Source organism: Streptomyces sp. NPDC002580 (assembly GCF_042889485.1).
Classification (GTDB): Bacteria; Actinomycetota; Actinomycetes; order Streptomycetales; family Streptomycetaceae; genus Streptomyces.
Genome location: NZ_JBIAQZ010000003.1, coordinates 404,906 through 428,345, shown reverse-complemented (window position 1 = coordinate 428,345; position 23,440 = coordinate 404,906). Strand labels below are relative to the sequence as shown.

Below are 23,440 nucleotides of genomic sequence, written 5' to 3'. Positions count from 1 at the left end.
CGTCCCGAAGCCCCTGGTCCCGTCCGGCACCCGCAAGCCCCCCGGTACCCGTAAACCCCTCCCGGAGCCCGCCATGCGTACGCACCGCCGACCGGCCGCCGTCCTGGCGTGCGCCCTGCTGCTCGCGATCCCGGGGTGCGACGCGAACGGGCCCTTTGTCGGCGACCGCTCCTCCCGCCCGCCGACAACGAGACCCGCCGCCGGAAAACCCTCCGATCACCCCGCCCCCGGTGACTTCAACGGCGACGGCTACGACGACTTCGTGGACGTCGTGGAGTCGAAGTCCAAGGACGGCGAGAAGTACGCGGCGCACCTGGTCGTGGTCTACGGATCGCGCTCGGGCCTCGACACCGGCACGGCACAGCGGACCTCGGCCGGCACCGGGCAGTACGCGAGGTTCATGTCGCCGCCCCTGCGCGCCGACCTGGACGGCGACGGTTTCACGGACCTGGTCGGCAGCCGCGGCACGGACGGGATCGCACGCGAGACCTTCGCGCTGTTCGGCGGCGCGCGCGGGCTGAGCACCGCCCGCCGGCTCGATCTGCCCGACAGCTTCCGTCCACTGGCCGCCGCCGACTTCGACGGCGACGGCTCCGTGGACCTGCTCGACGGCGGCCACAGCGGCTCGGCCGACCCCGGCGCCACCGAGATGAGCGGCGGCCTGCTCCTGTACGGCCCCTTCGACCGCAAGGGGGCACCGAGCCGACAGGCCGTGCTCGACCTCAACCAGCACGGCTACGCCACGCCCGCCTCGGCCACCACCGGCGACTTCGACGGCGACGGCCGGGCCGAAGTGGTGTTCACCTACTCCTTCGACGCCGAGGAGGACGAGAGCGCGCCCTCCGACCTGCACACGATCGGCGTGTACGAGGGCGGCGAGCAGGGGCTGGTGCGGAACACCCGTCAGGAGGGGGACATCGCAGACCTGACGGCGACCTTCGACGGCCCGAGAATCCCGGCCACCGGGGACGCGGACGGAGACGGCCTCTCCGACCTGCTCGCGCCCACCCAGCTCCCCGTGGCCCCGGCGGACATGCCCGGCGCGGGCGGCGCCCTGACCATCCTGTACGGGGCGAAGTCCGGCCTGGACACGGGCCGCGAGCGGACCGTGATCGGCGGCATGGGCACCGCCGACCGGCGCCGCATCGACTTCGGCTCGTCGCCCTCCGTCGGCGACGTCGACGCCGACGGGACACCGGACGTCGTCGTGAACACCCCCGACTTCCGGCGCCACGACGGCAAGGTGACGCTGCTGCCCGGCCGGGCGGACGGGACGCAGTCACTCGACGGCGAGCAGGTGACCGACGCGGAGACCGACGGCCTGCCCGGCACCCCGAATCCGTACCACTGGAATGCTTTCGGCCACCGTCCCCCGCTGCTCGACGTCGACGGCGACGGCCACGCGGACGCGGTCGTCTTCGCGCCGCTGTACGAGAAGCGGAAGGGCGCGTATCTGGTGCTGCGCGGCACGGACGACGGGTTCGCCCCCAGGAAGACCCGGCTCTTCACCCCGGACGACCTCGGCGTCCCGCTGCGGCTGCCATAGGGCCTGAAGCAGCGCGCGGAGCAGCGCACCCACGCACGGAACTCCACGCGTGGCACCCCACGCACCCCACGCGCCTCGCGAACCCCGACTTGCGCAAAAGTTCCTCGAATACATGTACAACCCTCAAGCACCTTCACCGGTCTCCTGTTCGGCGACCACCTCGCCAAGCCCGGTGCAACTCCAGGTGAACACGGGTGGTACGCAACCCATTGACTCTGGGCGCTCCAAGCGTCCCCGCATGCCGCAGGAGATTTCCGCATGCACAAGCGTCACCCGCACCACATGCGACTCGCCCTCGCGACGGCCACGGCGGCCGCGCTGACGGGCGGTCTGCTCACCTTCGCCACCGTGACCGCGACGGCCGCCGACTCCACGGCGGTCCCGCAGGCCGACTTCAACGGCGACGGCATCGGCGACGTCGCCACCTCGGCGCACGGCGCCTACGTCAGCGGCCACAAGCAGGCCGGCCAGATCGTCGCCCTCTACGGCAGCGCCACCGGCGTCTCGTCCGCCAAGCGCTCCACGATCAGCCAGAACACCAGCGGCGTCCCGGGCACCGCCGAGGCCGGCGACGCCTTCGGCGCGGAGACGGCGTACGCCGACTTCAACAACGACGGCTACGACGACCTCGCCGTCGCCTCCCCGGGGGAGAAGGTGGGCACCGACACCAACGGCGGCGGCCTCGCCATCCTCTGGGGCTCATCGAGCGGCCTCACCGGCAAGGGCATCACCGTCGCGGACCCGGCCGCCTCCACGCACGACTACTGGGGCAAGAACCTGGCCGCCGGCGACTTCGACGGCGACGGCAGGGCCGACCTGGCCGTCGGCAGCTCGACGAGCACGATCTACGTCTACAAGGGCGGCTTCAGCACGTCCGGCACGTCCGGCGGCCGTACGACGATCAAGCCCCCGATCCAGTCCGGCACCAACGACTACCCGTACGGCCCGCTCAAGCTGACCGCGGGTGACGTGAACGGCGACGGCAGGACCGACCTGATCGTCGACGGGTTCGAGAACGAGACGGACTACGGCTGGAACACGAACTACTTCGTGCCCGGCTCGGCGAGCGGCCTGAAGGTGGCCTCCGCCCAGAAGCTCAAGCCCGGCACGGTCACCGGGATCGGTGACATCAACGGCGACGGCTACGGCGACATCGTCAGCGGCGCCGGCTGGGACTCCACCGACGACGACGGCACGCCCGTCCCGGAGTCCGCCGACGGCGGCAAGGTGAACATCACCTTCGGCTCCGCGTCCGGCCCGGCCGGCACGACCGGGATCACCCAGAACACCGGCAACGTCCCCGGCACCTCGGAGAAGGGCGACACCTTCGGCTGGGACCTGGACCTGGGCGACGTCAACGGTGACGGCTTCCAGGACCTGGTCGTCTCCGCCCCCTTCGAGGACATCTCCGGCGTCGCCGAGACCGGTCTGGTCACCGTCCTGTACGGCTCCGCGTCCGGCGTCAACGTCTCCTCCGGCGCGCAGTCCTTCGCGCAGAGCACGGCCGGCGTCCCGGGCACCGACGAGAAGGGCGACCGGTTCGGCATCGACGCCAAGCTCGACGACGTCACCGGCGACGGCAAGGCCGACCTCCTCGTGGGCTCCTACGAGAACGACGCCAACGGCTCGGTCACCTACCTGCCCTCCAACGGCAGCGTGATCACCACGTCCGGCTCCCGCTCCCTCGCGCCGAGCGCCTCGGGCCTCGCGACGACGGGCTACCCGCAGTTCGGCGCCCTCTTCGCCGACTAGGCCGGGGCCTCACGGACCGGTTCGGGTCCCCGGCCCGCCAGGACGCCGCCTCGCGGCCGGTCCTGGCAGCCGATGATCCTGGCGCCCGGTCGGCCACGGTCCCGCCCGTCGTCACGGCGTACGCGGTCCTGGGGGCGCCGGAAGATCCGACCGACCGCCCCGCCCTCCCGTCCCACCCCGCCGGGCCCGTGCACACGGGCCCGGCGGTCCCGCGTCCACCGACCGGCCGAAGCCCCGCCGTACGCCCCGCGCCCTCCTCCTGGCCGCGGCTCTGAACGGCCGGCCCGCGACCACGTCCGCCCGGCCCGTCCCCGTACGGGCCGTCCGAGAAGGAACCCCGCATGCGCAAGCGCAGCCCGGCGGTCCTCGCCGCCACCCTCCTGGCGGCAGGACTCACCCCGCTCGTCCTGGCCTCCCCGGCGTCCTCGGCGGTCGCCAAGCAGTACGACGACTTCAACGGCGACGGGTACCGCGACCTCGTGGTCGGTGCCCCCGACGCCACCGTCTCGGGGAAGGCGGGAGCGGGCGCGGTGGCCGTCCTCTACGGCTCGGCGGCAGGCCCCGGGAAGGCCGGGCGGCAGCTGATCTCGCAGAACACCGCGGGGGTCGAGGGCGCCGCGGAGGCGGACGACGCCTTCGGCACCTCCGTGGCCTCCGCCGACCTCGACGCCGACGGTTACGCCGATCTGCTCGTCGGCGCGCCCTACGAGGACGTTCCCGGCGCCCGTACGCGCGGCAGCGTCACCGTGGTGTGGGGCGGCGCGCAGGGCCTGCGGAACAGCGCCGTCCTCCCAGCCCCTAGCCCGTACGAGGACGGAGACACCGGCGGTTGCTCCTACGGCACCGGAGTCTCGGCGGCCAATCCGGAGGCCGCCCCCGGCAAGCCCGTGGTTTCGGTGGCGGGCTGGTGCGCCGGCGTGCGGCTGACGGGCCCGTTCACCCGGAGCGGGAAGCCGGCCGGTACCTCCTTGAGCACGTACACCCCGTCACTCGACGACGTCGCCCTCGGCGATCTCCGCGGCACCGGACACCCCGACGACATCGCCGTCAGCGTGGGCCTGTCCGACCACCCGGCGGGCGCCGTGTACATCAACGCCTCCTGGCCCGCCGACCCCCTGCCCACGGACGGCGACAACGTGGCCGTCGGCGACGTCGACGGTGACGGCTACGGCGACCTGGTCGTCGGGGACCCCGGCGACACCGTCATCGACGGCACCCCGCAGGAAGGCACCGGCCACAAGGGCGGGCAGATCGCCGTCTGGCGGGGCGGGCCGGACGGCATCAGCACCGCCGCCGAGCCGATCCTGATCCACCAGGACACCCCTGGCGTACCGGGTGCGGCCGAGAGCGACGATTCCTTCGGCGCGGACGTGAGTGTCGCGGACGTCGACGGCGACGGGTGCGGAGACATCGCGGTCGGCGTACCCGGTGAGGACCTCGGCTCCCTCCGGGACGCCGGGGCGGTGATCGTCGTCCCCGGCCGGGCAGGCGGTCCCACGGGCGCCGGTTCCATCAGCGTCGGCCAGGACTCCGCCGGTGTGCCCGGAACCGCCGAACGGGGCGACGGCTTCGGCGCCACCGTGCGCCTCGCCGACCTCACCAAGGACGGCAGGCCCGACCTCGTGGTCGGCGCGTCCGGCGAGAACAACCGGACCGGCGGCATCTGGGTGTTCAAGGGTTCCGCCACCGGACCGGCCCCGAAGGGCTCGTACAGCGTCATGGGCACCGCCGTGGGACTCCCCTCGGAGCACTTCACCAACTGGTCCTCCGTACTGGCACCTTGATCGTTCCGGTCTCCCGGGCGGGGAGCCGTCTCCGGCGGGTTCGTCCCGCCCGGGCCTCCCCGCCGAACCCGTACGGGGCGGACTCGCTTCTCCCGTAGGGGATGTCACAGCTCGGCACCGATGCCGGGCCCGTTGCCCCGGGCCCGGCACGTCACTCTTCGGGACCAGGTACGTTCGATAACGTGGCTGGATTCAGGATCGGACGCGGCGGCCGGGACAACCGTGCCCCGCAAGCGCGAGGGCAACAACAACCGCCGTACGGGCAGGCCCCTCGGGGACGCGGACAGCAGTCCCCCCAGGGAGGCGGGCAACAGCCGTACGGCTACCCGCAGGCGCCGTCGCAGCCGCAGTACGGGGGACAGCCGCCGTACGGCGGAGCGCAGGGCGGCGGACAGCCGTACCGCGGTGGACAGCAGGGCGGCTGGCCCCAGTCCGGCGGACACGGGCACGGCGGCGGACACGGCGAGCCGGAGTACTTCGGCGACGGCCACCCGCAGCAGGGCCCGGACCCGTACGCGGCGAACAGCCCCGGGCACACCCAGGCCTTCTCGATCGATGACGACCCGTACACCCAGGGCGAGCTCTACGGCCCGGGCGCGACGGCGGCCGCGCCGGTGGGACCCCGGCTGCACTGGAAGGACCTGCTCAAGGGCATCGTGACCGCCCCGAACCGGACCTTCCTCCAGATGCGGGACTACACGATGTGGGCCCCGGCCCTGATCGTGACCTTCCTCTACGGCCTGCTGGCGGTCTTCGGGTTCGACGGCGCCCGCGAGGACGCCATCGGCGCGACCCTCTCGAACGCCATCCCGATCGTCCTGACGACCGCGGTCGCCATCGTCCTCAGCACGTTCGTCCTGGGCGTGGTCACCCACACGCTGGCCCGCCAGCTCGGCGGCAACGGCGCCTGGCAGCCCACGGTCGGCCTCTCCATGCTGATCATGTCGATCACGGACACCCCGCGCCTGCTCGTCGCCATGTTCTTCGGCGGCGACGCGTCGTTCGTCAAGATCCTCGGCTGGGCCACCTGGGTGGCCGCGGGCGCCCTGCTGACCCTGATGGTCGGCAAGTCCCACGACCTTCCCTGGCCGAAGGCCCTCGCCGCGTCAGCCATTCAGCTGATCGCCATCCTGTCGATCATCAAGCTCGGCACGTTCTAGCTTCCTGAGCGGTTCCGGGGCGGGCGGCTTTCGGGCCCCCACCCCCGCACACACACCCTGAGAGGGGCTTCCGGCAACACGCCGGGAGCCCCTCTCGTCCGTGCGGCCGACGCCGTGGGCGCCGAGGGTGCCGTGGGCGCCACCGGTGCCGTCGCCGGCCTGCGCAGCCGATTCGGTCGGATCCGCCGGTGCGGTCGGACCGGCCGGTTCGGCCGGTTCGGCCGGTTCAGCCGGTTCAGCCGGTTCAGCCGGTTCAGCCGGTTCGGCCCGCTCCAGTCTGTGAAGGAGCTGCCGGACGACGACGATCGTCAGCACGGCCGCACAGACGTACAGACCGTCGCCGACCATGATGTGCCGCAGGGCTCGACGAGCCTGGCTCGCGGTGGCCGCCTCCTCCAGATCCCCGGGGGCGTCGCTGTACGCGTTCGCCGCGACGAGGACGGACAGCCACCATGCCGTGAGCAGGGGATGTCCGCGACGGTGACGCCGCGCCACCGGCCCGCCGGCCGCCCACAGGTCGTTGACGAACATCTTGGGTATGACGAACTGCCCCAGCGGAATCACCCAGCCGAAGACCAGCCACGCCCGGTGCCGACGCTGCCCCCGGGGCCAGAGCACGTCCGCGCGATCGCGCATGCCGGCGAGCCAGACGCTGAACTGGAACAGGGCCACGATGAGCAGCCCCGTCCGCCAGCCCGTCAGGTTTCCGAGATACATGTCGGCCGCGACCCGTGAACTGTCGCCGGACGCTCCTGGCACCAGCGGTCCCGCCAGGAGCCGGTACTTGTGCCACGCCGCCAGCCCGGCCGCGACCGTCACCAGCGCGAAGGCGGCGAGCGCGAAACAGGCGAACCGGGCCTGTCCACGCGGCAGCCTGACCGCTCCCGTCATGTCCCACCTCCTGGCGGCCGCCCGGTCCGGACTTCCCGCAGGTCGGCAGCGGATCCTAGCTCCCGGGGAAGCGACTGACACAGCCTCAGGCCACCCGGCCGAGCGCCCGCGGTGACGGACATCGACGGACGGCACCGCCCGGCGCGAACAGCGGCGGCCGACACCGGCAACCCGGCGGACGACCGCCGGAAGCACCGGGCCGCCGGCCGGTCGGCCCATGGCTGACGCCCCGCGTGAGCCCAGAACGCGGGAATCCCCGGCCGCCGGGGCCGGGGATTCTCGCGGAGCGGCAGGTCAGAGGGCTTCCTTGTTCTCCTTGGACGCCTCTCCGGACTTGTGGACCGGCGGCAGGACGCTCCAAGGGAAGTTGATCCATTCGTCGGTGCGCTTCCAGACGTACTCGCACTTCACCAGCGAGTGGGCCTTCTCGTAGATCACCGCGCTGCGGACCTCGGCGACCTCGCCGACGCAGAAGTCGTGCACGAGCTTGAGCGTCCTGCCCGTGTCGGCGACGTCGTCGGTGATCAGGACCTTCTTGTCGGAGAAGTCGATCGCGTTGGGGACGGGCGCGAGCATGACCGGCATCTCCAGCGTCGTCCCCACCCCCGTATAGAACTCGACGTTCACGAGATGGATGTTCTTGCAGTCGAGGGCGTAGGCGAGCCCTCCCGCGACGAAGACGCCGCCCCGGGCGATGGAGAGCACGATGTCGGGCTGGTAGCCGTCGTCGGCGATGGCCTGGGCGAGTTCGCGTACGGCGACGCCGAACCCTTCGTAGCTGAGGTTCTCGCGCACGGGGGACAAGCTCATCGCCTCAGACCTGGGTGCGGTGGAAGTTCAGGAAGGACCGCGAGGCGGTCGGGCCGCGCTGACCCTGGTAGCGGGAGCCGTACCGGTCGCTGCCGTACGGGAACTCGGCCGGCGAACTGAGCCGGAACATGCACAGCTGGCCGATCTTCATGCCCGGCCACAGCTTGATCGGCAGCGTCGCGAGGTTGGACAGCTCAAGGGTGACGTGCCCGGAGAACCCGGGGTCGATGAACCCGGCGGTGGAGTGGGTGACCAGCCCCAGCCGTCCCAGGGAACTCTTGCCCTCGAGCCGCGAGGCGAGGTCGTCGGGCAGCGAGATGACCTCGTAGGTACTGGCGAGGACGAACTCTCCGGGGTGGAGGATGAACGGCTCGTCACCCTCGGGCTCGACGAGCCGCGTGAGGTCCGCCTGCTCGACCGCGGGATCGATGTGGGGGTAGCGGTGATTCTCGAACACCCGGAAAAAGCGGTCGAGGCGCACGTCGATGCTCGACGGCTGCACCATGGATTCGTCGTAGGGATCGATCCGGACCCGCCCGGCGTCGATCTCGGCCCGGATGTCCTTGTCTGAGAGAAGCACGCCCTGAGGATACGCAAGGGGCGCGGGGCCACCACAATCGTGACGGCACCGCGCGCCCGTACCTCTCGCTCACTCCTGCCGCGCCACCACTACGACGCTCCCGCTTCCCCACCACTGGTCCGGCGCCCGTACTGCTGCGCCCCTACTACTGCGTCACTGCCCCGCCAAGGCCCCTCCAGGGCCACCGACACCGGTGCCGGCACCGGCACCACACTGCGGAGCCGGGCGCAGCGCGGACACCGGAGCAGCCGGCCGGGGCCGAGCCGCTCGGCCCGCTGCATCGGGAACGAAGCGGTGCTGAACACGTGCCCCTCGGCACAACGGACGACGGTGCGCTCCATCAGTCCCAGAGTCCCTTCCCCAAGAGCCGCGCCAGGGTGATGCCCTGACAATGAAAGCCACATTACGGGATGAAAGGGACGGCTCTCCAGGCGGCACTCCGGCCTCGCCCGGACCCACTTCAACGCCGCCACCGTACGCCCCAACTCCGGCCTCCCGCAGCCGCGTCCGCCCTCCGAAACGCGGGCGGCCCCCACGGCTTCGGCGCCGATAGTCGGGCATGAGGTACAGTGAGCGAGCATTCGACACCGGCCAACCGGCGTCTTGCGCGGGTGTAGTTTAGTGGTAGAACATCAGCTTCCCAAGCTGAGAGTGCGAGTTCGATTCTCGTCACCCGCTCCATGACAGAGGCCCAGGTCATCGACCCGGGCCTTCTTGCTGTCCTCAGTGATCACTCGCCGCGTGCCAGTTCCGTGCCAGAACGGTGTTCGTCCGGATCATCGGTGTTCTCCACTGGCGCGTCCTCTACTGGCACGGCAGCAGCTTCCTGCACTTCCTGGCGCGCCCTGCGGACGGTCGCGTCGGGTCCGGCGGCAACTTCCTGCTGTCGATCGTCGTCGGAGTACTGATAGATCAGCGCTGCCCTCTCCGAGGACTGCCCTGCCCGCACCATCGTGTCCTTGAGCGTCGCACCGGAGCGCGTGGACAGGGTGTGACCCGTGTGGCGGAGATCGTAGAACCGGAAGCCCTCGGGCATGCCGACCAGCTCACGTGCTCTCCTCCACTTCTTGCCGAAGGTGCTGCGCCGGAAGGGAGCCCCCTTCTCCCCGACGAAGATCAGACCGTCCGGCCCCTCCTCGGCGTACGACTCCAGATGCCAGCGCAGCTCTCGGTGGAGGAACGCAGGCAGGACGACCGTCCGAGTGCTCGCCGCGGACTTGGTCTCGCCCTGTACTCGACGTCCGTTCATCCGCTCCGGCTCGGCGAGGCGAACGCGAATGCGCAGAGCGTCAAGCCCCGGCTGCGCTCCGCTCCGCCGGGCGCGCTCTCGGCTCCACTGCGGGCGCCGCTCCTGCCTTCGGCCCGCTCCGCCCGCGCTGCGCCGACGGGCGCCCACAGCGGGTAGGGCCGGGGTCATGGGCTGATGACCTCTGAACGGACAGCGGTCAGAACATGCCTCCGGCGGGGGCGCTCAGGCTCCGAGATGGAGGGGGCGCCGTTCGCGAGTGCCGGCCGAGTGTGGCGTGCGCGGGGTGCTCCCGTCCCGTCCGCCGTCGACCCAGGCAGAGCCGAGCAGTCGCGGCCCAGGGCGTCAAGGTCGTTCGTCCGGTAGGGCGTTCCACCTTGACGCCCTGAACCACGCCCGCTCCACGGTGTGTGGGTCGACGGCAGACGGGGTGGGAGCCAGGGCGAGTGGTGGGTGTGGGATGTGAACCCACGGTGACTCGCGCCGCGATGGTTTTCAAGACCGTCGCGATCTCGGGCGCCTTACCTCCTTGACCTGCGAGGTGACCCTCAGGACGCCTCCGCAAGCCGCCCGCGGCCCATGCACTGCTCACCGAGGAGGGATCCCTCCACCGTGAGCCTCCTGGCGGCCGCCCGGATCCCGGGCACCGCACCGCCCCCTCCGCCTCGCGGGAAGTGGGGATCGCCTGATGCCCCATTGTGATTCGCGGGTGTACAACCCCGTGCGGATGCTGACTGTCTGTAAGTCGCTGGAGGGATGAGCCTTCGGTGCCTTTCCGCAAGGAGATTGGGGATCAGGTGGGGAAGCAGATCTGGAGAGCCGTCGTAGCCGGTGGTGCGGTGGCGGTGTTCACGGCCGTGGCCGCGGCACCGGCCGGGGCGGCCGAGGGTGGGGTCTCCTTCACCCGTGTCCAGGTGAACGGCGGCAAGCCGATCGTGATCGGGGTGTCGAACGAGGTCGCGGTGCCCGCCTCCTTCCGGATGGCGACCACGCACAAGTGGAAGTGGCCGGCGGTGTTCCTTTACCGCAGTGGTTCGGGTGATCGGCTGTGGCACGCCATCGAGACGAGCGACTGCAACAAGGTGAGCTCGGGCGTCTGCGACTTCAACGAGACGATGTACTTCGACCCGAGCGTGTGGGACATGCACAACAGCGAGGCCGGGGCCTGGAAGGTCGGGGCCGAGGTGCGCTTCGAGGGCGACGGTAGCGACTTCGATGACAAGGGTCTGACGGTCTACGTCAAGCGCAACTCCCGCCTGACCGTCAACGCCTCGCCCGAACCGGTGTCCAAGGACAAGACCATCACCGTGACCGGAAAGGTCACGCGGGCCAACTGGGAGACCAGGAAGTACGCCTCCTACGGAGGCCGCCAGGTGAGCCTGCAGTTCAAGCCTGCCGGCACCGCCTCCTACACCACGGTGAAGAAGGTGTACGCGAACGGCTCGGGTGATCTCAGGACGACTGTGAAGGCCTCCAAGACAGGTGCATGGCGCTGGGTGTACTACGGCAACACCACCACCGGGCTGTCGACTTCGGCCGGGGACAACGTCGTGGTGAAGTGATGCCCGCGGTGCCGGCGGGCTGGTGGGGGCCGAGCCGGCGGTAACGGCTGCGACGGTAAAGGCGTCGGGTCCGCCGCGACCGTGGCGGACCCGACGCCTTGCGCCGGTCGATCGCAAGCGAAGAGGTCGTGCCAGACCCGTGCCAGATCGTGCGGGGAACACCGGGGAACCAACTGGCCTCACACCAGGCGCCGATACCGCTCAGCAGCAGGTCAGCCTCGGAGCAAGCTCCAGATGCCCTCAGCTTCCCAAGCCGAGAGTGCGAGTTCGATTCTCGTCACCCGCTCCATGGATAAGGCCCAGGTCACAGACCCGGGCCTTTTTGCTGCCCACCGCGCTCACCCTCCGCGTGCCTCACCACCAAGGGGAGGTATGGCGTGTTGGTCGTCAAAGAATCGGCAGCCAGATTGCCGATGGGCGCCGGCCCAAGAGAACGTGCGGGTCAGCGCGAGTCCGGCCGTTCAGACAAGTGAGTCACGTAGCGCGGTCTGACCGGTGGTCCGGTTGGGTGCGAAGGGTCGGCTGAGGCTTGGGGCGGCGGGCCGTGGTGTGGGGTTGCGCGGTCACTGGGTGCCCCGGCGTCGGTGGTCCGAGGGTGGGCGGCCGGCGCCGGGGCGTTCGTCATGCCGGTGTGCAGTTACCGGGGGCCGGGACGGTGGCCGTGGTTGGCCGGTCGTGGCCTGGCTTTCCGTGACCCGGCTTGCCGTGGTCGGGCTTCCCGTGACCCGGCTTGCCGTGGCCTGGGCAGGGCACGGCCCCGATCGCCACCCCGAACGGGAGGTCGCCGACGGGGATGGTGGCGACGACGGTGTTCGTGTTCGTCTTGATCACGGACACCGTGTCGGCGTTGGCGTTGGTGACGTAGGCGCGGGTGCCGTTCGGCGACACCGCCACCTCTCGAGGCGCATCGCCGACGGGGATGGTGGCGACGACCGTGTTCGTCGCCGTCTTGATCACGGACACCGTGTCGGCGTCGGCGTTGACGACGTAGGCGCGGGTGCCGTTCGGCGACACCGCCACCCCCTGGGGCGCATCGCCGACGGGGATGGTGGCGACGACCGTGTTCGTGTTCGTCTTGATCACGGACACCGTGTCGGCGTTGAAGTTGGTGACGTAGGCGCGGGTGCCGTTCGGCGACACCGCCACCCCGAACGGGAAGGCGCCGACGGGGACGGTGGCCACGACCGTGTTCGTGTTCGTCTTGATCACGGACACCGTGCCGGCGTCGGAATTGGTGACGTAGGCGCGGGTGCCGTTCGGCGACACCGCCACCCCGATGGGAGCATCGCCGACGGGGATGGTGGCGACGACCGTGTTCGTCGCCGTTTTGATCACGGACACCGTGTCGGCACTGAAGTTGGTGACGTAGGCGCGGGTGCCGTCCGGCGACACCGCCACCCCCAGGGGCTCAAGGCCGACGGGAACGGTGGCGACGACCGTGTCGGTCGCGGTGTTGATCACGGACACCGTGTCATCGGCGCGGTTGGTCACGTAGGCGCGGGTGCCGTTCGGCGACACCGCCACTTCCCACGGCGCAGCGCCGACGGGAACCGTGACCGCCACCGTGTTCGTCGCCCTGTTGATCACCGACACCGTGTTGGCGTTGAAGTTGGTGACGTAGGCGTAGGTGCCGGGCGGCACGGCCTGGGCGGGCTGCGGGGCCACCATGGGCAGGGCCAGGCCGGCCACTACGACGAGACCTGCCACCAGCGCCCGCAGCAACCCGTCCCACCACGAGCGACGCACTCGAAGATCAGGCGGCGCCGACGACGGGAGGGTCCCCTGCACGCCGACCCCCCTCACTGTTTGACAGATGGTCACAGCAATCCTCTCGACCGAACTGACGGAATGTGACACATTATGACAGTTCGTCATATTCGGTACGGCGGAGACGCGCGACCGCTCGACCACGGGTCGAGGCGGTCGCCTGGACGTTCGTGCGCCCCACCGAGACCGCACCCGATCGGATGCCGCGACCGAACCGGAGGATCCGGGGCACGGAGGCAGGCGACTGGACCCGGGCACGGTGAGCACGACGGGCCGGAGGGGCACCCTCCGCCGACAATCACTCGACAGAAGGACCGCTCAGGAATTCGTCGATCCGGCGCAGGGCGGTGCACCCACGACGCTTACGCACACGCCGTACGCCGTACGTGCCCGACGATCCCTCGAACACCCGTAAGGCACGTACGAAAAGGGCCGCTTGCCCTGCATGCCTGCCGCCTCGCCGGCACCCGAGATGACGACAGCGGCGCGGTAGGGGTACGGCGAGGCATACGCACGCTTGGCCTCAACCTCATCGGATACGTCATCGTCGGCCTGTTCTTCGCCACCTGGGCCGTCGCGCTCGCCGTCTGGAAGTTCGGACGCATCGAGGAGAAGTGGTCGGCCGACCTGCGTACGGCTGACCAGCCCGCCGACCGAGTAGACACACACGCGCGCCTGCACGGTCGACCGACCCGCCATCGTGGCTGACCGCCGTCGACCGAGGCCAGGGAACCCGGGCACATCGGACAGGTCGCGCGGATATAGCTGCCCTGTGCAACCTTTCAGTCGCTCGGGCTGTCTACGACACCGCCCGGCACTGCTCCAAGGAGAACACTGTCATGCCCCTGCCCTTCCGCACCGTTGTCGCCGCCGCGACCGTCACCGCGTTGACCGGTGGCCTGTTCACCGCCGTCACCGTGACACCGGCGTCCGCCGCTCCCGCCAAGTACGCCGACGACTTCAATGGCGACGGCCACCGGGACCTCGCGATCGGCGCGCCGTACAAGTCCGTCAACGGCGCCTCCGCGGCAGGTGCTCTGGTCGTGTCCCTCGGGTCGGCCACCGGACTGACCACGAAGAAGATCACCCTCACCCAGAGTTCCGCGGGGGTGCCGGGATCACCGGAGGAGGGCGACCACTTCGGCATGTCGATCGCCGGCGGAGACCTGGACTCGGACGGCTACGCGGACCTGGTCGTGGGCGCCGACGGTGAGGATGTGGGCGCCTACGAGGGCCAGGGCAGCGTGACCATCCTCTGGGGCGGCCCCAAGCCGTTCACCAGCAGCACCACGACCACGGTGGGCAACCCGCACCAGTGGCAGAGCCACGGCCTGGACGTGGCCGTGGGCGATTTCACCGGTGACAGCGCCGCGGACCTCGCCGTGATCGAGCCGGACGCGGTCGTCGTGTACAAGGGCGGCCACTCCCGGGTGAGCCTGCCGGCCCCCGCCTACACCATGACGGTCCCGGGTGCCCAACTCCTCAACTGGGAAGCAGCCGTCGGCGACGTCAACGGGGACGGCAAGGACGACCTGGCCGTGACCGGCGATCCCGGCACCGGACGCCCGGGCACCGACATCTACACAGGGCAGGAAGGCCGTCCGAACCGGATACAGCGCGTGGACGACGGCGGCACCGCGGTCGCCCTCGGCGACATCAACGGCGACGGCTTCGACGACATGGCCACCTCCCTCACCTGGCCCGACAACTACTACGTCGACGACCCCAGCAACGGCTCCGGTTACGTGACCGTCCGGTACGGCAGCCAGACGGGCTTCGGCAGCCCGGTGACCCTGCACCAGGACAGCACCGGGGTTCCCGGCGCCGACGAGGACGGCGACGGCTGGGGATCCTCGGTCGCGATCGGCGACATCACCGGCGACGGCAAGGCCGAACTGGTCGTCGGCGCCAACGGCGAATGGCTCGGCAAGCTGAAGAACGCCGGCGACGTGACCGTGTTCCGCGGCTCCGCCTCCGGTGTCTCGCATTCCGGAGTCGTGCGCATCTCCCAGGACACCGCCGGTGTTCCGGGCGTCGCCGAGACCGACGACCTCTTCGGCGCCCAGGTCCGGATCGCCGACTACAACAACAACGGCAAGGCGGACCTGGCGGTGACCGCCTCCTTCGAGAACGACCGCAGCGGAGGCCTGTGGACCCTCCCGGGCACTTCGTCCGGCCTCACCGGTTCCGGTTCCAAGTCCCTCAGCTCCGCCGCCTTCGGCCTCGCGAGCGGATCACGGTTCGGGGAGTCGCTGCTCGACTAGCCCGGGCGCACGCCTCCGACCGGGCCCGGACCGATGGGCTCCGAGCGATCCCGGACCGACCGGTGACTCTCCTGCGGGCGGGCAACGGTCGGACGACGGGGAGGACTTGGAGCCCACGACCTCCGACAACGCGGTGATCTCACGGTTGCCCGTGTGGCACGATCCCTGCCGTGGAGTGGACGACGCTGGTCGGGACAGGGCTCGGGGCCGTGCTGGGCGTGGGGGCCACCTTGGTGGGCGAGCACGTGCGTTGGCGGCGCACCACCAGGGACAACAGGCTTCAGGATCGCCGGAATCTGTACGTGGACTGCCTCGTCTCCCTCCGGAGGGCGCACGAGGCCATGCGGCTGGCGGCCGACGAGGACCATACGAGCCCGCAGGCGAGGGCTGCCAAGATCCGGCAGCTGTTCCAGACGTCGGGATGCGACGAGGCACGAGAACGGCTGATCCTCACGGCGACGGACACGGTGATATCGGCGATCGACGCGTCGTACCACTCGCTGCGGGAGGTGCGCGAGATACTCGCGTCCGGCTGTTCGCTGGCGTCGGCGAGCTATCAGACGGCGAGGCAGGCCCACGGAGACGCGACCCGAGCCGCCCGGGTCGTCCTTCGGAACGAGCTGGCCTCGCTGGACGTCTGATCCGGCTGTCGACTCCCGTCGTCCTGGCTGTAGTTGTGGGGTCGTCCTGGCTGTAGTTGTGGGGCCGCCATGCGCGCGGGGTCGGCCCGCAGCTCACAGCCCGCGGCCGAAGTCGCCGTGCGGACCCGCGGGTTGCAGTCCGGGCAGGGGGCAGTGGCGGAGAGGGACGCGGTGCGGGCCAGGGCCCGAGGGGCCACGTCCGGGACCGGCCGGAACCACCACGGGGAGACCACCACATGACCGCTCGTCGCAGAACCCGGATCCGGCTCCTCGGCCCCGTCCTGGCTCCCGCCCTGCTGCTCACCGCCTGCACCGCGGCCCACGACTCCGGGACCCGCCCCGAGGCTTCCGCTTCCGCCTCCCCGTCCGCTCACCCGTCCTCCGCCGCCCGGGGCACGGCGGATCAGGACGAGGCGAGGCTCACGGCACGGGTCCGGACGGCGCTCGACGCCGGCACCGGCCACGGCTCGATGATCGAGTCGGGGACGGAACGGGTGGCCGACGGGATCCACACCCGACCGACTCTGGACACGGGGACGGCCTACCGGCTCACCGTGGTGTGCGCCGGCGAGGGAGAGGCCGAGATCGTGTTCACCCCGCGCGGCGCGGGTTCCGCGGAGCCCCTCCCCTGTGACGGCTCCGCCGTCCTCGAGCGATTCACAGCGACGGATCCGCTCCGTGTCGACGTCCGCGGAAGGCCCGACGCGACAGGCGTGCTCGCCTGGCGGATCGACAAGGCCTGACCGCGTCGACCGTCCGGCCGCGATCCGGCCGCGATCCGGCCGCGATCCGGCCGGGTCCAGCCGTTCGCCCCGCCCGACAGGTGTCCCGAGCGTGGGCGCCCGAGCGGATCTCGAATTCCATGGCGTCCCTCCGCGGACATCCCTCCGCGCCCGGGAGTCCGAGGGGTCCGTTCCTCCTCACCCGAGGCACGAGGAACCCCCAGGTCGACGGCCTGGGGGTTCCCGTTGCCCGGATCGACGGGCGGGGCTCGCCTTCAGCGGAGCGGCGCGGGCCGCAGTGGGGCGACTTCGTGGTCACCCCGCCACCCCGCCACCGCGACCACTTTCGGCCGGTGCTCAGCTGCGGTGGGGGGCGGGGGTCGCGGAGGCGCTGTCCGCGGGGCGGCCGCCGCTCAGGACCAGGTGCTTCGCCCGCTGGAACTCCTCCTCCGTGATGTCACCACGGGTGCGCAGCTCGGAGAGCTTGGCGATCTCGTCAGCGCTGCTGGCCCGGCTGCCACCCGCCGTCTCACGGACGTAGGAGTCGAACGCCTGCTTCTGCTCGATCGCCTGCGACATGTCTCGGCGGCCCATGTCCTTGCCGCGGGCGATCAGGTAGACGAAGACGCCGAGGAACGGCAGCACGATCACGAACACGAGCCAGCCCGCTTTGCCCCAGCCGCCCAACGAGTCGTCCCGGAAGATGTCGAAGACGATCTTGAAGAGCAGGAAGAACCACATGACCCAGAGGAACAGCCAGAGCATGGTCCAGAAGACGCCGAGCAGGGGGTAGTCGTATGCGAGGTACATCCACGTGTCCCTTCGTCCGCTTCCGGGCTTCCGACCGGATGACGTCCGTCCACACTGCCCGAGCCGGGGACGGGCGACCTCACCCGATATGGGTGAGATTGCCCCGGCCGTGACTGCACCCCCGACGCCCGGCCGGGTGCGTGCTGGACTCCGGAACCCCTGGAAGCCTCCGGCGGGCACGGGGGCTGCCGGGGCGATCAGTGCTCGACGGAGCAGTTCCCCCAGGCGGCGGCCAGGCTGCGGGGAATCGCCGGGACGTCCGCGCAACCGCGCGGCGATACGGGGAGGTCGTCGCTCCCGACGAAGTCCCAGCCGGAGCCGGAGCTGCGGAAGTACTTGGTGACGCTGCCCGCGTCCTGCATGCCCACGAGCTCCTCCATCGTGGCGCCCTCGAAGGGCTGGAAGCGGGTGGCGGCGTAACGGACGGTTCCGCACTGGCCGTAGAAGAAGCTGTGCGGCGCGGGCTCGATGTGCGCGTAGTGGACGACGCGCTGCTGGTACGCCCGGGTCACGGCGGCCTTCACCTCATCGCCGACGTCCAGGTTCCGGCAGCCGGCGACGGGCGTGACCGGGTGGCCGGTCGGCGCGGAAGCGGGTTTCGTGACCCGTTCCGACGCGCTCGAGACAGGCTTCGGCGTGGACGTGGACGCGGGCGTGGCGTCGGACGGGGTCACGGAACCCGACGAAGGCTCCGTGACCGTGGCCGGGGCGTCGACCCGTGGTGCGGCCTCGGCGGAGGCGCCCGCGGCGGGGGTGGCGGCGGAACCGGTGTCCTCGTCCTGGCACCCCGTCAACAGCATGATTCCGCCTGCCAGCGCTATCACCGACGTACGTCTGAGACCGGGCATGACCCCATCCTTCTCCTCGACCGACGAAGTCACCGGTCACGGCCTGCGTGACCAGGACATACGACCGTCAGGTGCCCGGCCGCGAGCTTCTGCCCCACAGGACAGCACAGGTCCGCCCGGCGGTTGCGGAAAGCGGTGCGCGGGCCGATCTCGATTCCGCATACGCACCCGACCGACCCCCTGCCCCACCACCCCACCGACTCACTGCGACACCGCCCTCCGGCCTTCCGGCTCCCCAACTCCCCGACCCTCCAGCCCTCCAGCCCTCCAGCCCTCCAGCCCTCCAGCCCTCCAGCCCTCCAGCCCTCCAGCCGATCGTCCGCTTCCTCCCCATGGCCGGCGACCAGCGGGCACAATGGGCGGCCGGCCTGCAGGCGGGGCTGCCGTGACGGCGACCCGGCGCGAGGCGGGCCGATCCGGGGCGGGCCCCGATCTCGACATCCGACGCGGATTCGATTTTCGTCACATTTTCCGAACTCCGGCACCAGATGCCCCGGCAGAAACGCTGCGACCCGGGCGGGTCAATATCTGTGGCGGCCACGTAAGAAATCGACGTCAGGCGCGGTGAGGATTTCTTGATCGACAGGCGGGTGAACTTTGCTGACGCGCACAATCGATCGTGCCGTGCTACTGTCGATAGCAGTTGCAGTTGTGGTTCCCAAAAACTTGTGAGCTTCCACCCTGCCCCGCAGGGTGGAGTTCTTTTGTATAACCGGTCATTTTCCGGCGGGGTAATCATCACGGCGACGCGAGGTCCGTGCAGTGCGGATCGCGAACACCGTCCCGAAGGAGAATTGACATGGCTACTGGCACCGTGAAGTGGTTCAACGCGGAAAAGGGCTTCGGCTTCATCGAGCAGGACGGCGGCGGCGCCGACGTCTTCGCCCACTACTCGAACATCGCGAGCTCCGGCTTCCGTGAGCTCCAGGAGGGCCAGAAGGTCTCGTTCGACATCGCCCAGGGCCAGAAGGGCCCGACGGCGGAGAACATCGTTTCCGTCTGACACCTGCATGCACGGCGCAGCTGGGGCCCGCACCTTGGGGTGCGGGCCCCAGCTCGCCGCGTTTCGGGCACGGCGCAGACGTCCCGGTAATCCGCGGTGAGTTCGACCCGCGACCGCGCTTCCGGGGTTTCAGGATCACTTCCGGCCCGTTCTTGGCCTCCTGCCTCCTGCCGCCTGCCCGCTGCCATCGCCACACTCCCGGTCCGTGCCCGGCTCACGCCTGGTCCGCACCCGGGTGGCCTCTGATCCGCGCCCGGCCCACACCAGGTCCGTGCCGATCCGAGCCCGGCCCGCTCCGGGTCCGCGGCACGCCCGTTCCCGGTGCCGCTCCCGAGTGATGTCCGTAGTGCCGTCCGTGCCACCGCTCCTGATTCCCGCTCACCGCTCGGTCCGGGGTCGTCCACGGCCGTTTTCCGCTTCACCCCGCTCGAACCGCATCACCCCCTTTGTCTTTCCCATTCATCTTTTCCGGGATGTCGACGTTCTTCGGAACGACATCCCGTGAGAATTCTGCACCGGTCCGATTCGGTGCCGAATTTCATTCGGCTCGTTCTCGCGATTCTCTGCGCCGTTCATCGGCTGCGGGAATTCCTTGATACGCGCCCGGTCAAGGAAGGTTCCGCATGAACCGCACACGTTCGAACGATCGTTTTCCCCGTACCCGGACCGAGGGCGGCGGCGCCAAGAGGGGCGGCACCCGCTTCGGCGCCTCCTCCGGCCGTTCCGGCGCCCCCAGCCGGTCGAAGAGCTACGGCCGCCAACAGACCTCTCCGCAGGGTGAGTTCGCACTGCCCGTGACGGTCACCCCGGCCCTGCCGCCCGCGCAGGAGTTCGCCGACCTCGCCCTGCCGGCTCCGCTGCTGGCGGCGCTCGGTCACGAAGGCGTGTCCGTCCCCTTCCCGATCCAGGGGGCGACGCTGCCGAACTCCCTCGCGGGGCGTGACGTGCTCGGCCGGGGCCGCACCGGCTCGGGCAAGACCCTGGCCTTCGGCCTCGCCCTGCTGGCCCGCACCGCCGGACAGCGCGCCGAGCCCCGCCAGCCGCTGGCCCTGATCCTCGTGCCCACGCGCGAGCTGGCCCAGCAGGTCACCGACGCGCTCACTCCGTACGCCCGCTCCGTGAAGCTGCGCCTGGCCACCGTCGTCGGCGGCATGTCGATCGGCCGGCAGGCCGGTGCCCTGCGCGGCGGGGCCGAGGTCGTCGTCGCGACGCCGGGCCGTCTCAAGGACCTCATCGAGCGGGGCGACTGCCGGCTGAACCAGGTCGCGATCACCGTCCTGGACGAGGCCGACCAGATGGCCGACATGGGCTTCATGCCCCAGGTCACCGCGCTGCTCGACCAGGTCCGCCCCGAGGGCCAGCGGATGCTCTTCTCCGCCACCCTGGACCGCAACGTCGACCTGCTGGTCCGCCGCTACCTCACCGACCCGGTCGTCCACTCCGTCGACCCGTCCGCGGGCGCCGTCACCACGATGGAACACCACGTCCTGCACGTCCACGCGGCGGACAAGAGCCGGACGACCACCGAGATCGCGGCGCGCGACGGCCGGGTGATCATGTTCCTGGACACCAAGCACGCGGTGGACCGGCTGACCGAGCACCTGCTGAACAGCGGTGTCCGTGCCGCTTCCCTGCACGGCGGCAAGTCCCAGCCGCAGCGCACCCGGACCCTCGCGCAGTTCAAGACCGGGCACGTGACGGTCCTGGTGGCGACGAACGTCGCGGCCCGCGGCATCCACGTCGACAACCTCGACCTCGTCGTCAACGTCGACCCGCCGACCGACCACAAGGACTACCTCCACCGCGGCGGCCGCACCGCCCGCGCCGGAGAGTCCGGCAGCGTCGTCACCCTGGTCACCCCCAACCAGCGACGCGACATGACCCGGCTGATGATCGCCGCCGGCATCACCCCGCAGACCAGCCAAGTTCGTTCCGGCGAAGCGGAGTTGAGCCGTATCACCGGCGCCCAGGCCCCCTCGGGCGTGCCGGTCGTGATCCGCGCGCCGGTGACGGAGCGTCCGCGTCGCGGCGCCTCCGCCTCCTCCCGGGGCCGCCGCGGCCGCTCCGGCCAGGGCCGGCCCAGCGGTACCTCCGCGCACCGCACCGCCCAGCAGTAGTCGTAGTCCGTGACGGCAGCGCCCCGGTCCGCCGACCGGGCGCCGCCGTATCCGCTCGGCCCGTTCTCCCGTCACCTGTGAGGCATCATGCGCTGTGTCATCGCCCGCTTCCCGTTCGACCTCTCCAAGAGCGGGGTGCTGGACTCGATGAAGGGCATCAAGCCCGAGCCGATCACGGGCGAGTCCGTGATCATCGGCCGCGTCCACTACCCCGTCAAGCAGGTGGGCGAGGTCATCACCCGCCAGGACCGCCGCGACTTCACCAGCGGTGAAGTCACCCGCGCCATGGCCCGCCTCGGCTTCACCTGCCGCACCCCGGAAGCGGTCGCGCCGCCGGTCGCGCTCAGCCCGCTCCAGAACGCGTCCGCCCTGCTCGGCAGCCCCACCCCGCTCGAGAGCTGAGGGCAGCAGCCGACACCAGGACACCAGGACACCACGAGGGTCCCGCCGACACAGGTCGGCGGGGCCCTCGTCGCGTCCCGCCGGCCGCGGCGGGACGTCTGCTCACTGATCGGAGTAGCGGAAGTCGCCCACGGTCCAGGCGCTGACGTCCTCGATCGCGACGCGGTACATGCCGCCGGTCTCGGGAATGCCGACGTTGCCCTGAAGGATGCGGGCGAGATGGAAGTGCAGATGAGTCGGCGCCGCACCGGCACGGCCGGTCCGGCCCGCCTTGTCGACCGGGGCGAAGACCTCGGAGAACGGACCGAGCCGGTCCGAGTCCTTCAGGACCTCCGACACCCGCTCCCGCCACACGGCCTCGGGAGCCAGCCGGCCGGTGATCACGGCACCGCCGACGATCACGGTCAACGACATCTGAGTGCTGAGGCCGGTCTCCACCATGGCGGTGATGTCGACGAGCAGCTCGTCAGGGTTCGACATGAGACCCGAGTCTATTTCAGCGGCCCCGCCCGACGCCGCGCGCCGCAGAATTTCTACGCCCTGAGCAGCGCGAAATCTGCCTTTGTCACAGTAGACATCACTCGAGGACGTGATTAGGCTTTCTCGTAGAGACATCGTCGGACCGGCGGAGTTCGATACCGCCCCGACAAGTGTTCGATCCCGAGGAAGGACGGAGGAAGCGAGACGCCATCAGGATCGCCCGGCCCGGGGCGCGTCCCCGGACCCGGGTGCCGCATGAACCCGGAATGGAAGGTGGTTCCCGGTCACGCCTCCACGATCCCCGCTCACCCGCCCGTCACCCGGGCCCGGCAGCGGAAACAGACGGTCGGCTCCGCAGTAGAGCCGGCAGATGGTGTTCAATTTCCTTCGGGGCCCTGGTGCCGTACGGCAGCAGGGCCCCTCGACGCGTGCCACAACGAGGTGAAATGACAGCGGACACACCACTCAGTGGTCGTCTCGACGACGACGACTACCCCGCGTACACGATGGGCAGGGCGGCCGAGATGCTCGGCACCACGCCGGGATTCCTCCGAGCCATCGGCGAGGCCCGCCTGATCACTCCGCTCCGCTCGGAGGGCGGGCACCGGCGCTACTCCCGCTACCAGCTGAGGATCGCCGCCCGCGCGCGCGAGCTCGTCGACAGGGGAACCCCGATCGATGCGGCCTGCCGCATCGTCATCCTCGAGGACCAGCTCGAGGACGCCCAGCGCATCAACGCCGAGTACCGGCGCGCCGCCCAGAAGGCTCCGGAGGGATCCAACGCCGGCTGACCGGAGACGCGACACCGGACGGACCGGCCCGAGGCCGGTCGGACCGTGTCGGCCCGTGTCGATCCCTCACGGTCGAGCGGAATCGCCCCACCCGCTCCCGGCGGTCCCTGCTCCCCCGGTCCTCTTCACCCCGGCCCCCTCATCCCGGACCCGCCGGGCCCGCCTCCGAGCCCCCTTCCCGAGCCCCCTTCCCGAGCCCTCTTCCCGAGCTGCCGGTCGGCAGGCGCGTTCGGCACGCGCCGCCGACGCTCCCGGCCGGCGCAC

The 23,440-nt window shown here is 70.7% G+C and carries 19 protein-coding genes, 1 tRNA gene and 2 pseudogenes; 14 read left to right on the top strand and 8 right to left on the bottom strand.

Annotated features, from left to right (window positions below):
• The first annotated feature begins 73 nt into the window (after positions 1 to 73).
• The 4 genes from ACFYW7_RS12900 (at position 74) to ACFYW7_RS12885 (ending at position 6,242) form a co-directional block, all read left to right on the top strand.
• Positions 74 to 1,546, top strand: coding sequence for an FG-GAP and VCBS repeat-containing protein (locus ACFYW7_RS12900; RefSeq protein ID WP_389501155.1), 1,473 nt, complete (start codon positions 74 to 76; stop codon positions 1,544 to 1,546).
• A gap of 258 nt (positions 1,547 to 1,804) precedes the next feature.
• Complete coding sequence (locus ACFYW7_RS12895) at positions 1,805 to 3,298, top strand: FG-GAP and VCBS repeat-containing protein (RefSeq protein WP_389501153.1); 1,494 nt, start codon at positions 1,805 to 1,807, stop codon at positions 3,296 to 3,298.
• Between the two features lie 341 nt (positions 3,299 to 3,639).
• Positions 3,640 to 5,082: a VCBS repeat-containing protein gene (locus tag ACFYW7_RS12890; RefSeq protein ID WP_389501151.1), complete on the top strand. Its 1,443-nt coding sequence runs from the start codon at positions 3,640 to 3,642 to the stop codon at positions 5,080 to 5,082.
• A gap of 101 nt (positions 5,083 to 5,183) precedes the next feature.
• Positions 5,184 to 6,242 (top strand): YIP1 family protein, encoded by a 1,059-nt coding sequence (locus tag ACFYW7_RS12885; protein ID WP_389501149.1) that lies wholly within the window; start codon positions 5,184 to 5,186, stop codon positions 6,240 to 6,242.
• Here ACFYW7_RS12885 and ACFYW7_RS12880 read toward each other — a convergent pair.
• The 3 genes from ACFYW7_RS12880 to dcd form a co-directional block, all read right to left on the bottom strand.
• The gene (locus ACFYW7_RS12880) at positions 6,189 to 7,061 is read right to left on the bottom strand and encodes a DUF4328 domain-containing protein (RefSeq protein WP_389501147.1); all 873 of its coding nucleotides are present in this window, start codon (positions 7,059 to 7,061) and stop codon (positions 6,189 to 6,191) included. The genes ACFYW7_RS12885 and ACFYW7_RS12880 overlap by 54 nt on opposite strands.
• 366 nt (positions 7,062 to 7,427) lie before the next feature.
• Positions 7,428 to 7,943, bottom strand: a complete 516-nt coding sequence (locus tag ACFYW7_RS12875) for a phosphoribosyltransferase (RefSeq protein ID WP_389501145.1) — start codon at positions 7,941 to 7,943, stop codon at positions 7,428 to 7,430.
• A gap of 4 nt (positions 7,944 to 7,947) precedes the next feature.
• Positions 7,948 to 8,523, bottom strand: coding sequence for a dCTP deaminase (dcd, locus tag ACFYW7_RS12870; protein WP_362393391.1), 576 nt, complete (start codon positions 8,521 to 8,523; stop codon positions 7,948 to 7,950).
• A gap of 607 nt (positions 8,524 to 9,130) precedes the next feature.
• On the opposite strand from dcd, the gene ACFYW7_RS12865 reads away from it, so the two are divergent.
• A tRNA-Gly gene (locus tag ACFYW7_RS12865) sits at positions 9,131 to 9,204 on the top strand.
• A 49-nt stretch (positions 9,205 to 9,253) separates the two neighbouring features.
• Here the strand turns inward: ACFYW7_RS12865 and ACFYW7_RS12860 are convergent.
• Positions 9,254 to 9,922: pseudogene (locus ACFYW7_RS12860) on the bottom strand (site-specific integrase); the annotation flags it as partial.
• A gap of 644 nt (positions 9,923 to 10,566) precedes the next feature.
• Here ACFYW7_RS12860 and ACFYW7_RS12855 point away from each other — a divergent pair.
• On the top strand, positions 10,567 to 11,331 hold the full coding sequence (locus tag ACFYW7_RS12855; RefSeq protein ID WP_389501143.1) for a hypothetical protein: 765 nt from the start codon (positions 10,567 to 10,569) through the stop codon (positions 11,329 to 11,331).
• Between the two features lie 621 nt (positions 11,332 to 11,952).
• Here the strand turns inward: ACFYW7_RS12855 and ACFYW7_RS12850 are convergent.
• Positions 11,953 to 13,242, bottom strand: coding sequence for a beta-propeller fold lactonase family protein (locus ACFYW7_RS12850; protein WP_389501141.1), 1,290 nt, complete (start codon positions 13,240 to 13,242; stop codon positions 11,953 to 11,955).
• A 372-nt stretch (positions 13,243 to 13,614) separates the two neighbouring features.
• On the opposite strand from ACFYW7_RS12850, the pseudogene ACFYW7_RS12845 reads away from it, so the two are divergent.
• The 4 genes and pseudogenes from ACFYW7_RS12845 to ACFYW7_RS12830 all read left to right on the top strand — a co-directional run.
• Positions 13,615 to 13,806: pseudogene (locus ACFYW7_RS12845) on the top strand (hypothetical protein); the annotation flags it as partial.
• 131 nt (positions 13,807 to 13,937) lie between these two features.
• The gene (locus ACFYW7_RS12840) at positions 13,938 to 15,362 is read left to right on the top strand and encodes an FG-GAP-like repeat-containing protein (RefSeq protein ID WP_389501139.1); all 1,425 of its coding nucleotides are present in this window, start codon (positions 13,938 to 13,940) and stop codon (positions 15,360 to 15,362) included.
• 170 nt (positions 15,363 to 15,532) lie between these two features.
• The gene (locus ACFYW7_RS12835) at positions 15,533 to 16,003 is read left to right on the top strand and encodes a hypothetical protein (RefSeq protein ID WP_389501137.1); all 471 of its coding nucleotides are present in this window, start codon (positions 15,533 to 15,535) and stop codon (positions 16,001 to 16,003) included.
• Between the two features lie 236 nt (positions 16,004 to 16,239).
• Positions 16,240 to 16,746: a hypothetical protein gene (locus ACFYW7_RS12830; RefSeq protein ID WP_389501134.1), complete on the top strand. Its 507-nt coding sequence runs from the start codon at positions 16,240 to 16,242 to the stop codon at positions 16,744 to 16,746.
• 336 nt (positions 16,747 to 17,082) lie between these two features.
• On the opposite strand, the gene ACFYW7_RS12825 is transcribed toward ACFYW7_RS12830, so the two are convergent.
• Positions 17,083 to 17,535: an SHOCT domain-containing protein gene (locus ACFYW7_RS12825; RefSeq protein ID WP_389501131.1), complete on the bottom strand. Its 453-nt coding sequence runs from the start codon at positions 17,533 to 17,535 to the stop codon at positions 17,083 to 17,085.
• A 197-nt stretch (positions 17,536 to 17,732) separates the two neighbouring features.
• Positions 17,733 to 18,383 carry a hypothetical protein gene (locus ACFYW7_RS12820; RefSeq protein WP_389501129.1) on the bottom strand — a complete coding sequence of 217 codons (651 nt, stop codon included), beginning with the start codon at positions 18,381 to 18,383 and terminating at the stop codon, positions 17,733 to 17,735.
• Positions 18,384 to 19,182: 799 nt separating this feature from the next.
• Between ACFYW7_RS12820 and ACFYW7_RS12815 the strand changes: the two genes are divergently transcribed.
• The 3 genes from ACFYW7_RS12815 (at position 19,183) to ACFYW7_RS12805 (ending at position 21,905) form a co-directional block, all read left to right on the top strand.
• Positions 19,183 to 19,386, top strand: coding sequence for a cold-shock protein (locus ACFYW7_RS12815; RefSeq protein WP_362403354.1), 204 nt, complete (start codon positions 19,183 to 19,185; stop codon positions 19,384 to 19,386).
• 623 nt (positions 19,387 to 20,009) lie between these two features.
• Positions 20,010 to 21,503 (top strand): DEAD/DEAH box helicase, encoded by a 1,494-nt coding sequence (locus tag ACFYW7_RS12810; protein WP_389501126.1) that lies wholly within the window; start codon positions 20,010 to 20,012, stop codon positions 21,501 to 21,503.
• A gap of 87 nt (positions 21,504 to 21,590) precedes the next feature.
• Positions 21,591 to 21,905 (top strand): SCO5918 family protein, encoded by a 315-nt coding sequence (locus tag ACFYW7_RS12805; protein ID WP_389501124.1) that lies wholly within the window; start codon positions 21,591 to 21,593, stop codon positions 21,903 to 21,905.
• Between the two features lie 102 nt (positions 21,906 to 22,007).
• On the opposite strand, the gene ACFYW7_RS12800 is transcribed toward ACFYW7_RS12805, so the two are convergent.
• Positions 22,008 to 22,385 carry a hypothetical protein gene (locus ACFYW7_RS12800; RefSeq protein ID WP_389501122.1) on the bottom strand — a complete coding sequence of 126 codons (378 nt, stop codon included), beginning with the start codon at positions 22,383 to 22,385 and terminating at the stop codon, positions 22,008 to 22,010.
• 446 nt (positions 22,386 to 22,831) lie between these two features.
• Here ACFYW7_RS12800 and ACFYW7_RS12795 point away from each other — a divergent pair, with 446 nt between their 5' ends.
• Entirely contained in the window at positions 22,832 to 23,176 is a 345-nt protein-coding gene (locus ACFYW7_RS12795) for a MerR family transcriptional regulator (RefSeq protein WP_389501120.1), read from the top strand.
• Positions 23,177 to 23,440 lie beyond the last annotated feature (264 nt).

Excerpts from the sequence above, each read along its gene's own strand:
- ACFYW7_RS12900 (WP_389501155.1), top strand. The coding sequence starts at position 74 with ATGCGTACGCACCGCCGACCGGCCGCCGTCCTGGCGTGCGCCCTGCTG.
- ACFYW7_RS12895 (WP_389501153.1), top strand. The coding sequence starts at position 1,805 with ATGCACAAGCGTCACCCGCACCACATGCGACTCGCCCTCGCGACGGCC.
- ACFYW7_RS12890 (WP_389501151.1), top strand. The coding sequence starts at position 3,640 with ATGCGCAAGCGCAGCCCGGCGGTCCTCGCCGCCACCCTCCTGGCGGCA.
- ACFYW7_RS12885 (WP_389501149.1), top strand. The coding sequence starts at position 5,184 with ATGTCACAGCTCGGCACCGATGCCGGGCCCGTTGCCCCGGGCCCGGCA.
- ACFYW7_RS12875 (WP_389501145.1), bottom strand. The coding sequence starts at position 7,943 with ATGAGCTTGTCCCCCGTGCGCGAGAACCTCAGCTACGAAGGGTTCGGC.
- ACFYW7_RS12840 (WP_389501139.1), top strand. The coding sequence starts at position 13,938 with ATGCCCCTGCCCTTCCGCACCGTTGTCGCCGCCGCGACCGTCACCGCG.
- ACFYW7_RS12830 (WP_389501134.1), top strand. The coding sequence starts at position 16,240 with ATGACCGCTCGTCGCAGAACCCGGATCCGGCTCCTCGGCCCCGTCCTG.
- ACFYW7_RS12825 (WP_389501131.1), bottom strand. The coding sequence starts at position 17,535 with ATGTACCTCGCATACGACTACCCCCTGCTCGGCGTCTTCTGGACCATG.
- ACFYW7_RS12820 (WP_389501129.1), bottom strand. The coding sequence starts at position 18,383 with ATGCCCGGTCTCAGACGTACGTCGGTGATAGCGCTGGCAGGCGGAATC.
- ACFYW7_RS12815 (WP_362403354.1), top strand. The coding sequence starts at position 19,183 with ATGGCTACTGGCACCGTGAAGTGGTTCAACGCGGAAAAGGGCTTCGGC.
- ACFYW7_RS12810 (WP_389501126.1), top strand. The coding sequence starts at position 20,010 with ATGAACCGCACACGTTCGAACGATCGTTTTCCCCGTACCCGGACCGAG.
- ACFYW7_RS12805 (WP_389501124.1), top strand. The coding sequence starts at position 21,591 with ATGCGCTGTGTCATCGCCCGCTTCCCGTTCGACCTCTCCAAGAGCGGG.
- ACFYW7_RS12800 (WP_389501122.1), bottom strand. The coding sequence starts at position 22,385 with ATGTCGAACCCTGACGAGCTGCTCGTCGACATCACCGCCATGGTGGAG.
- ACFYW7_RS12795 (WP_389501120.1), top strand. The coding sequence starts at position 22,832 with ATGACAGCGGACACACCACTCAGTGGTCGTCTCGACGACGACGACTAC.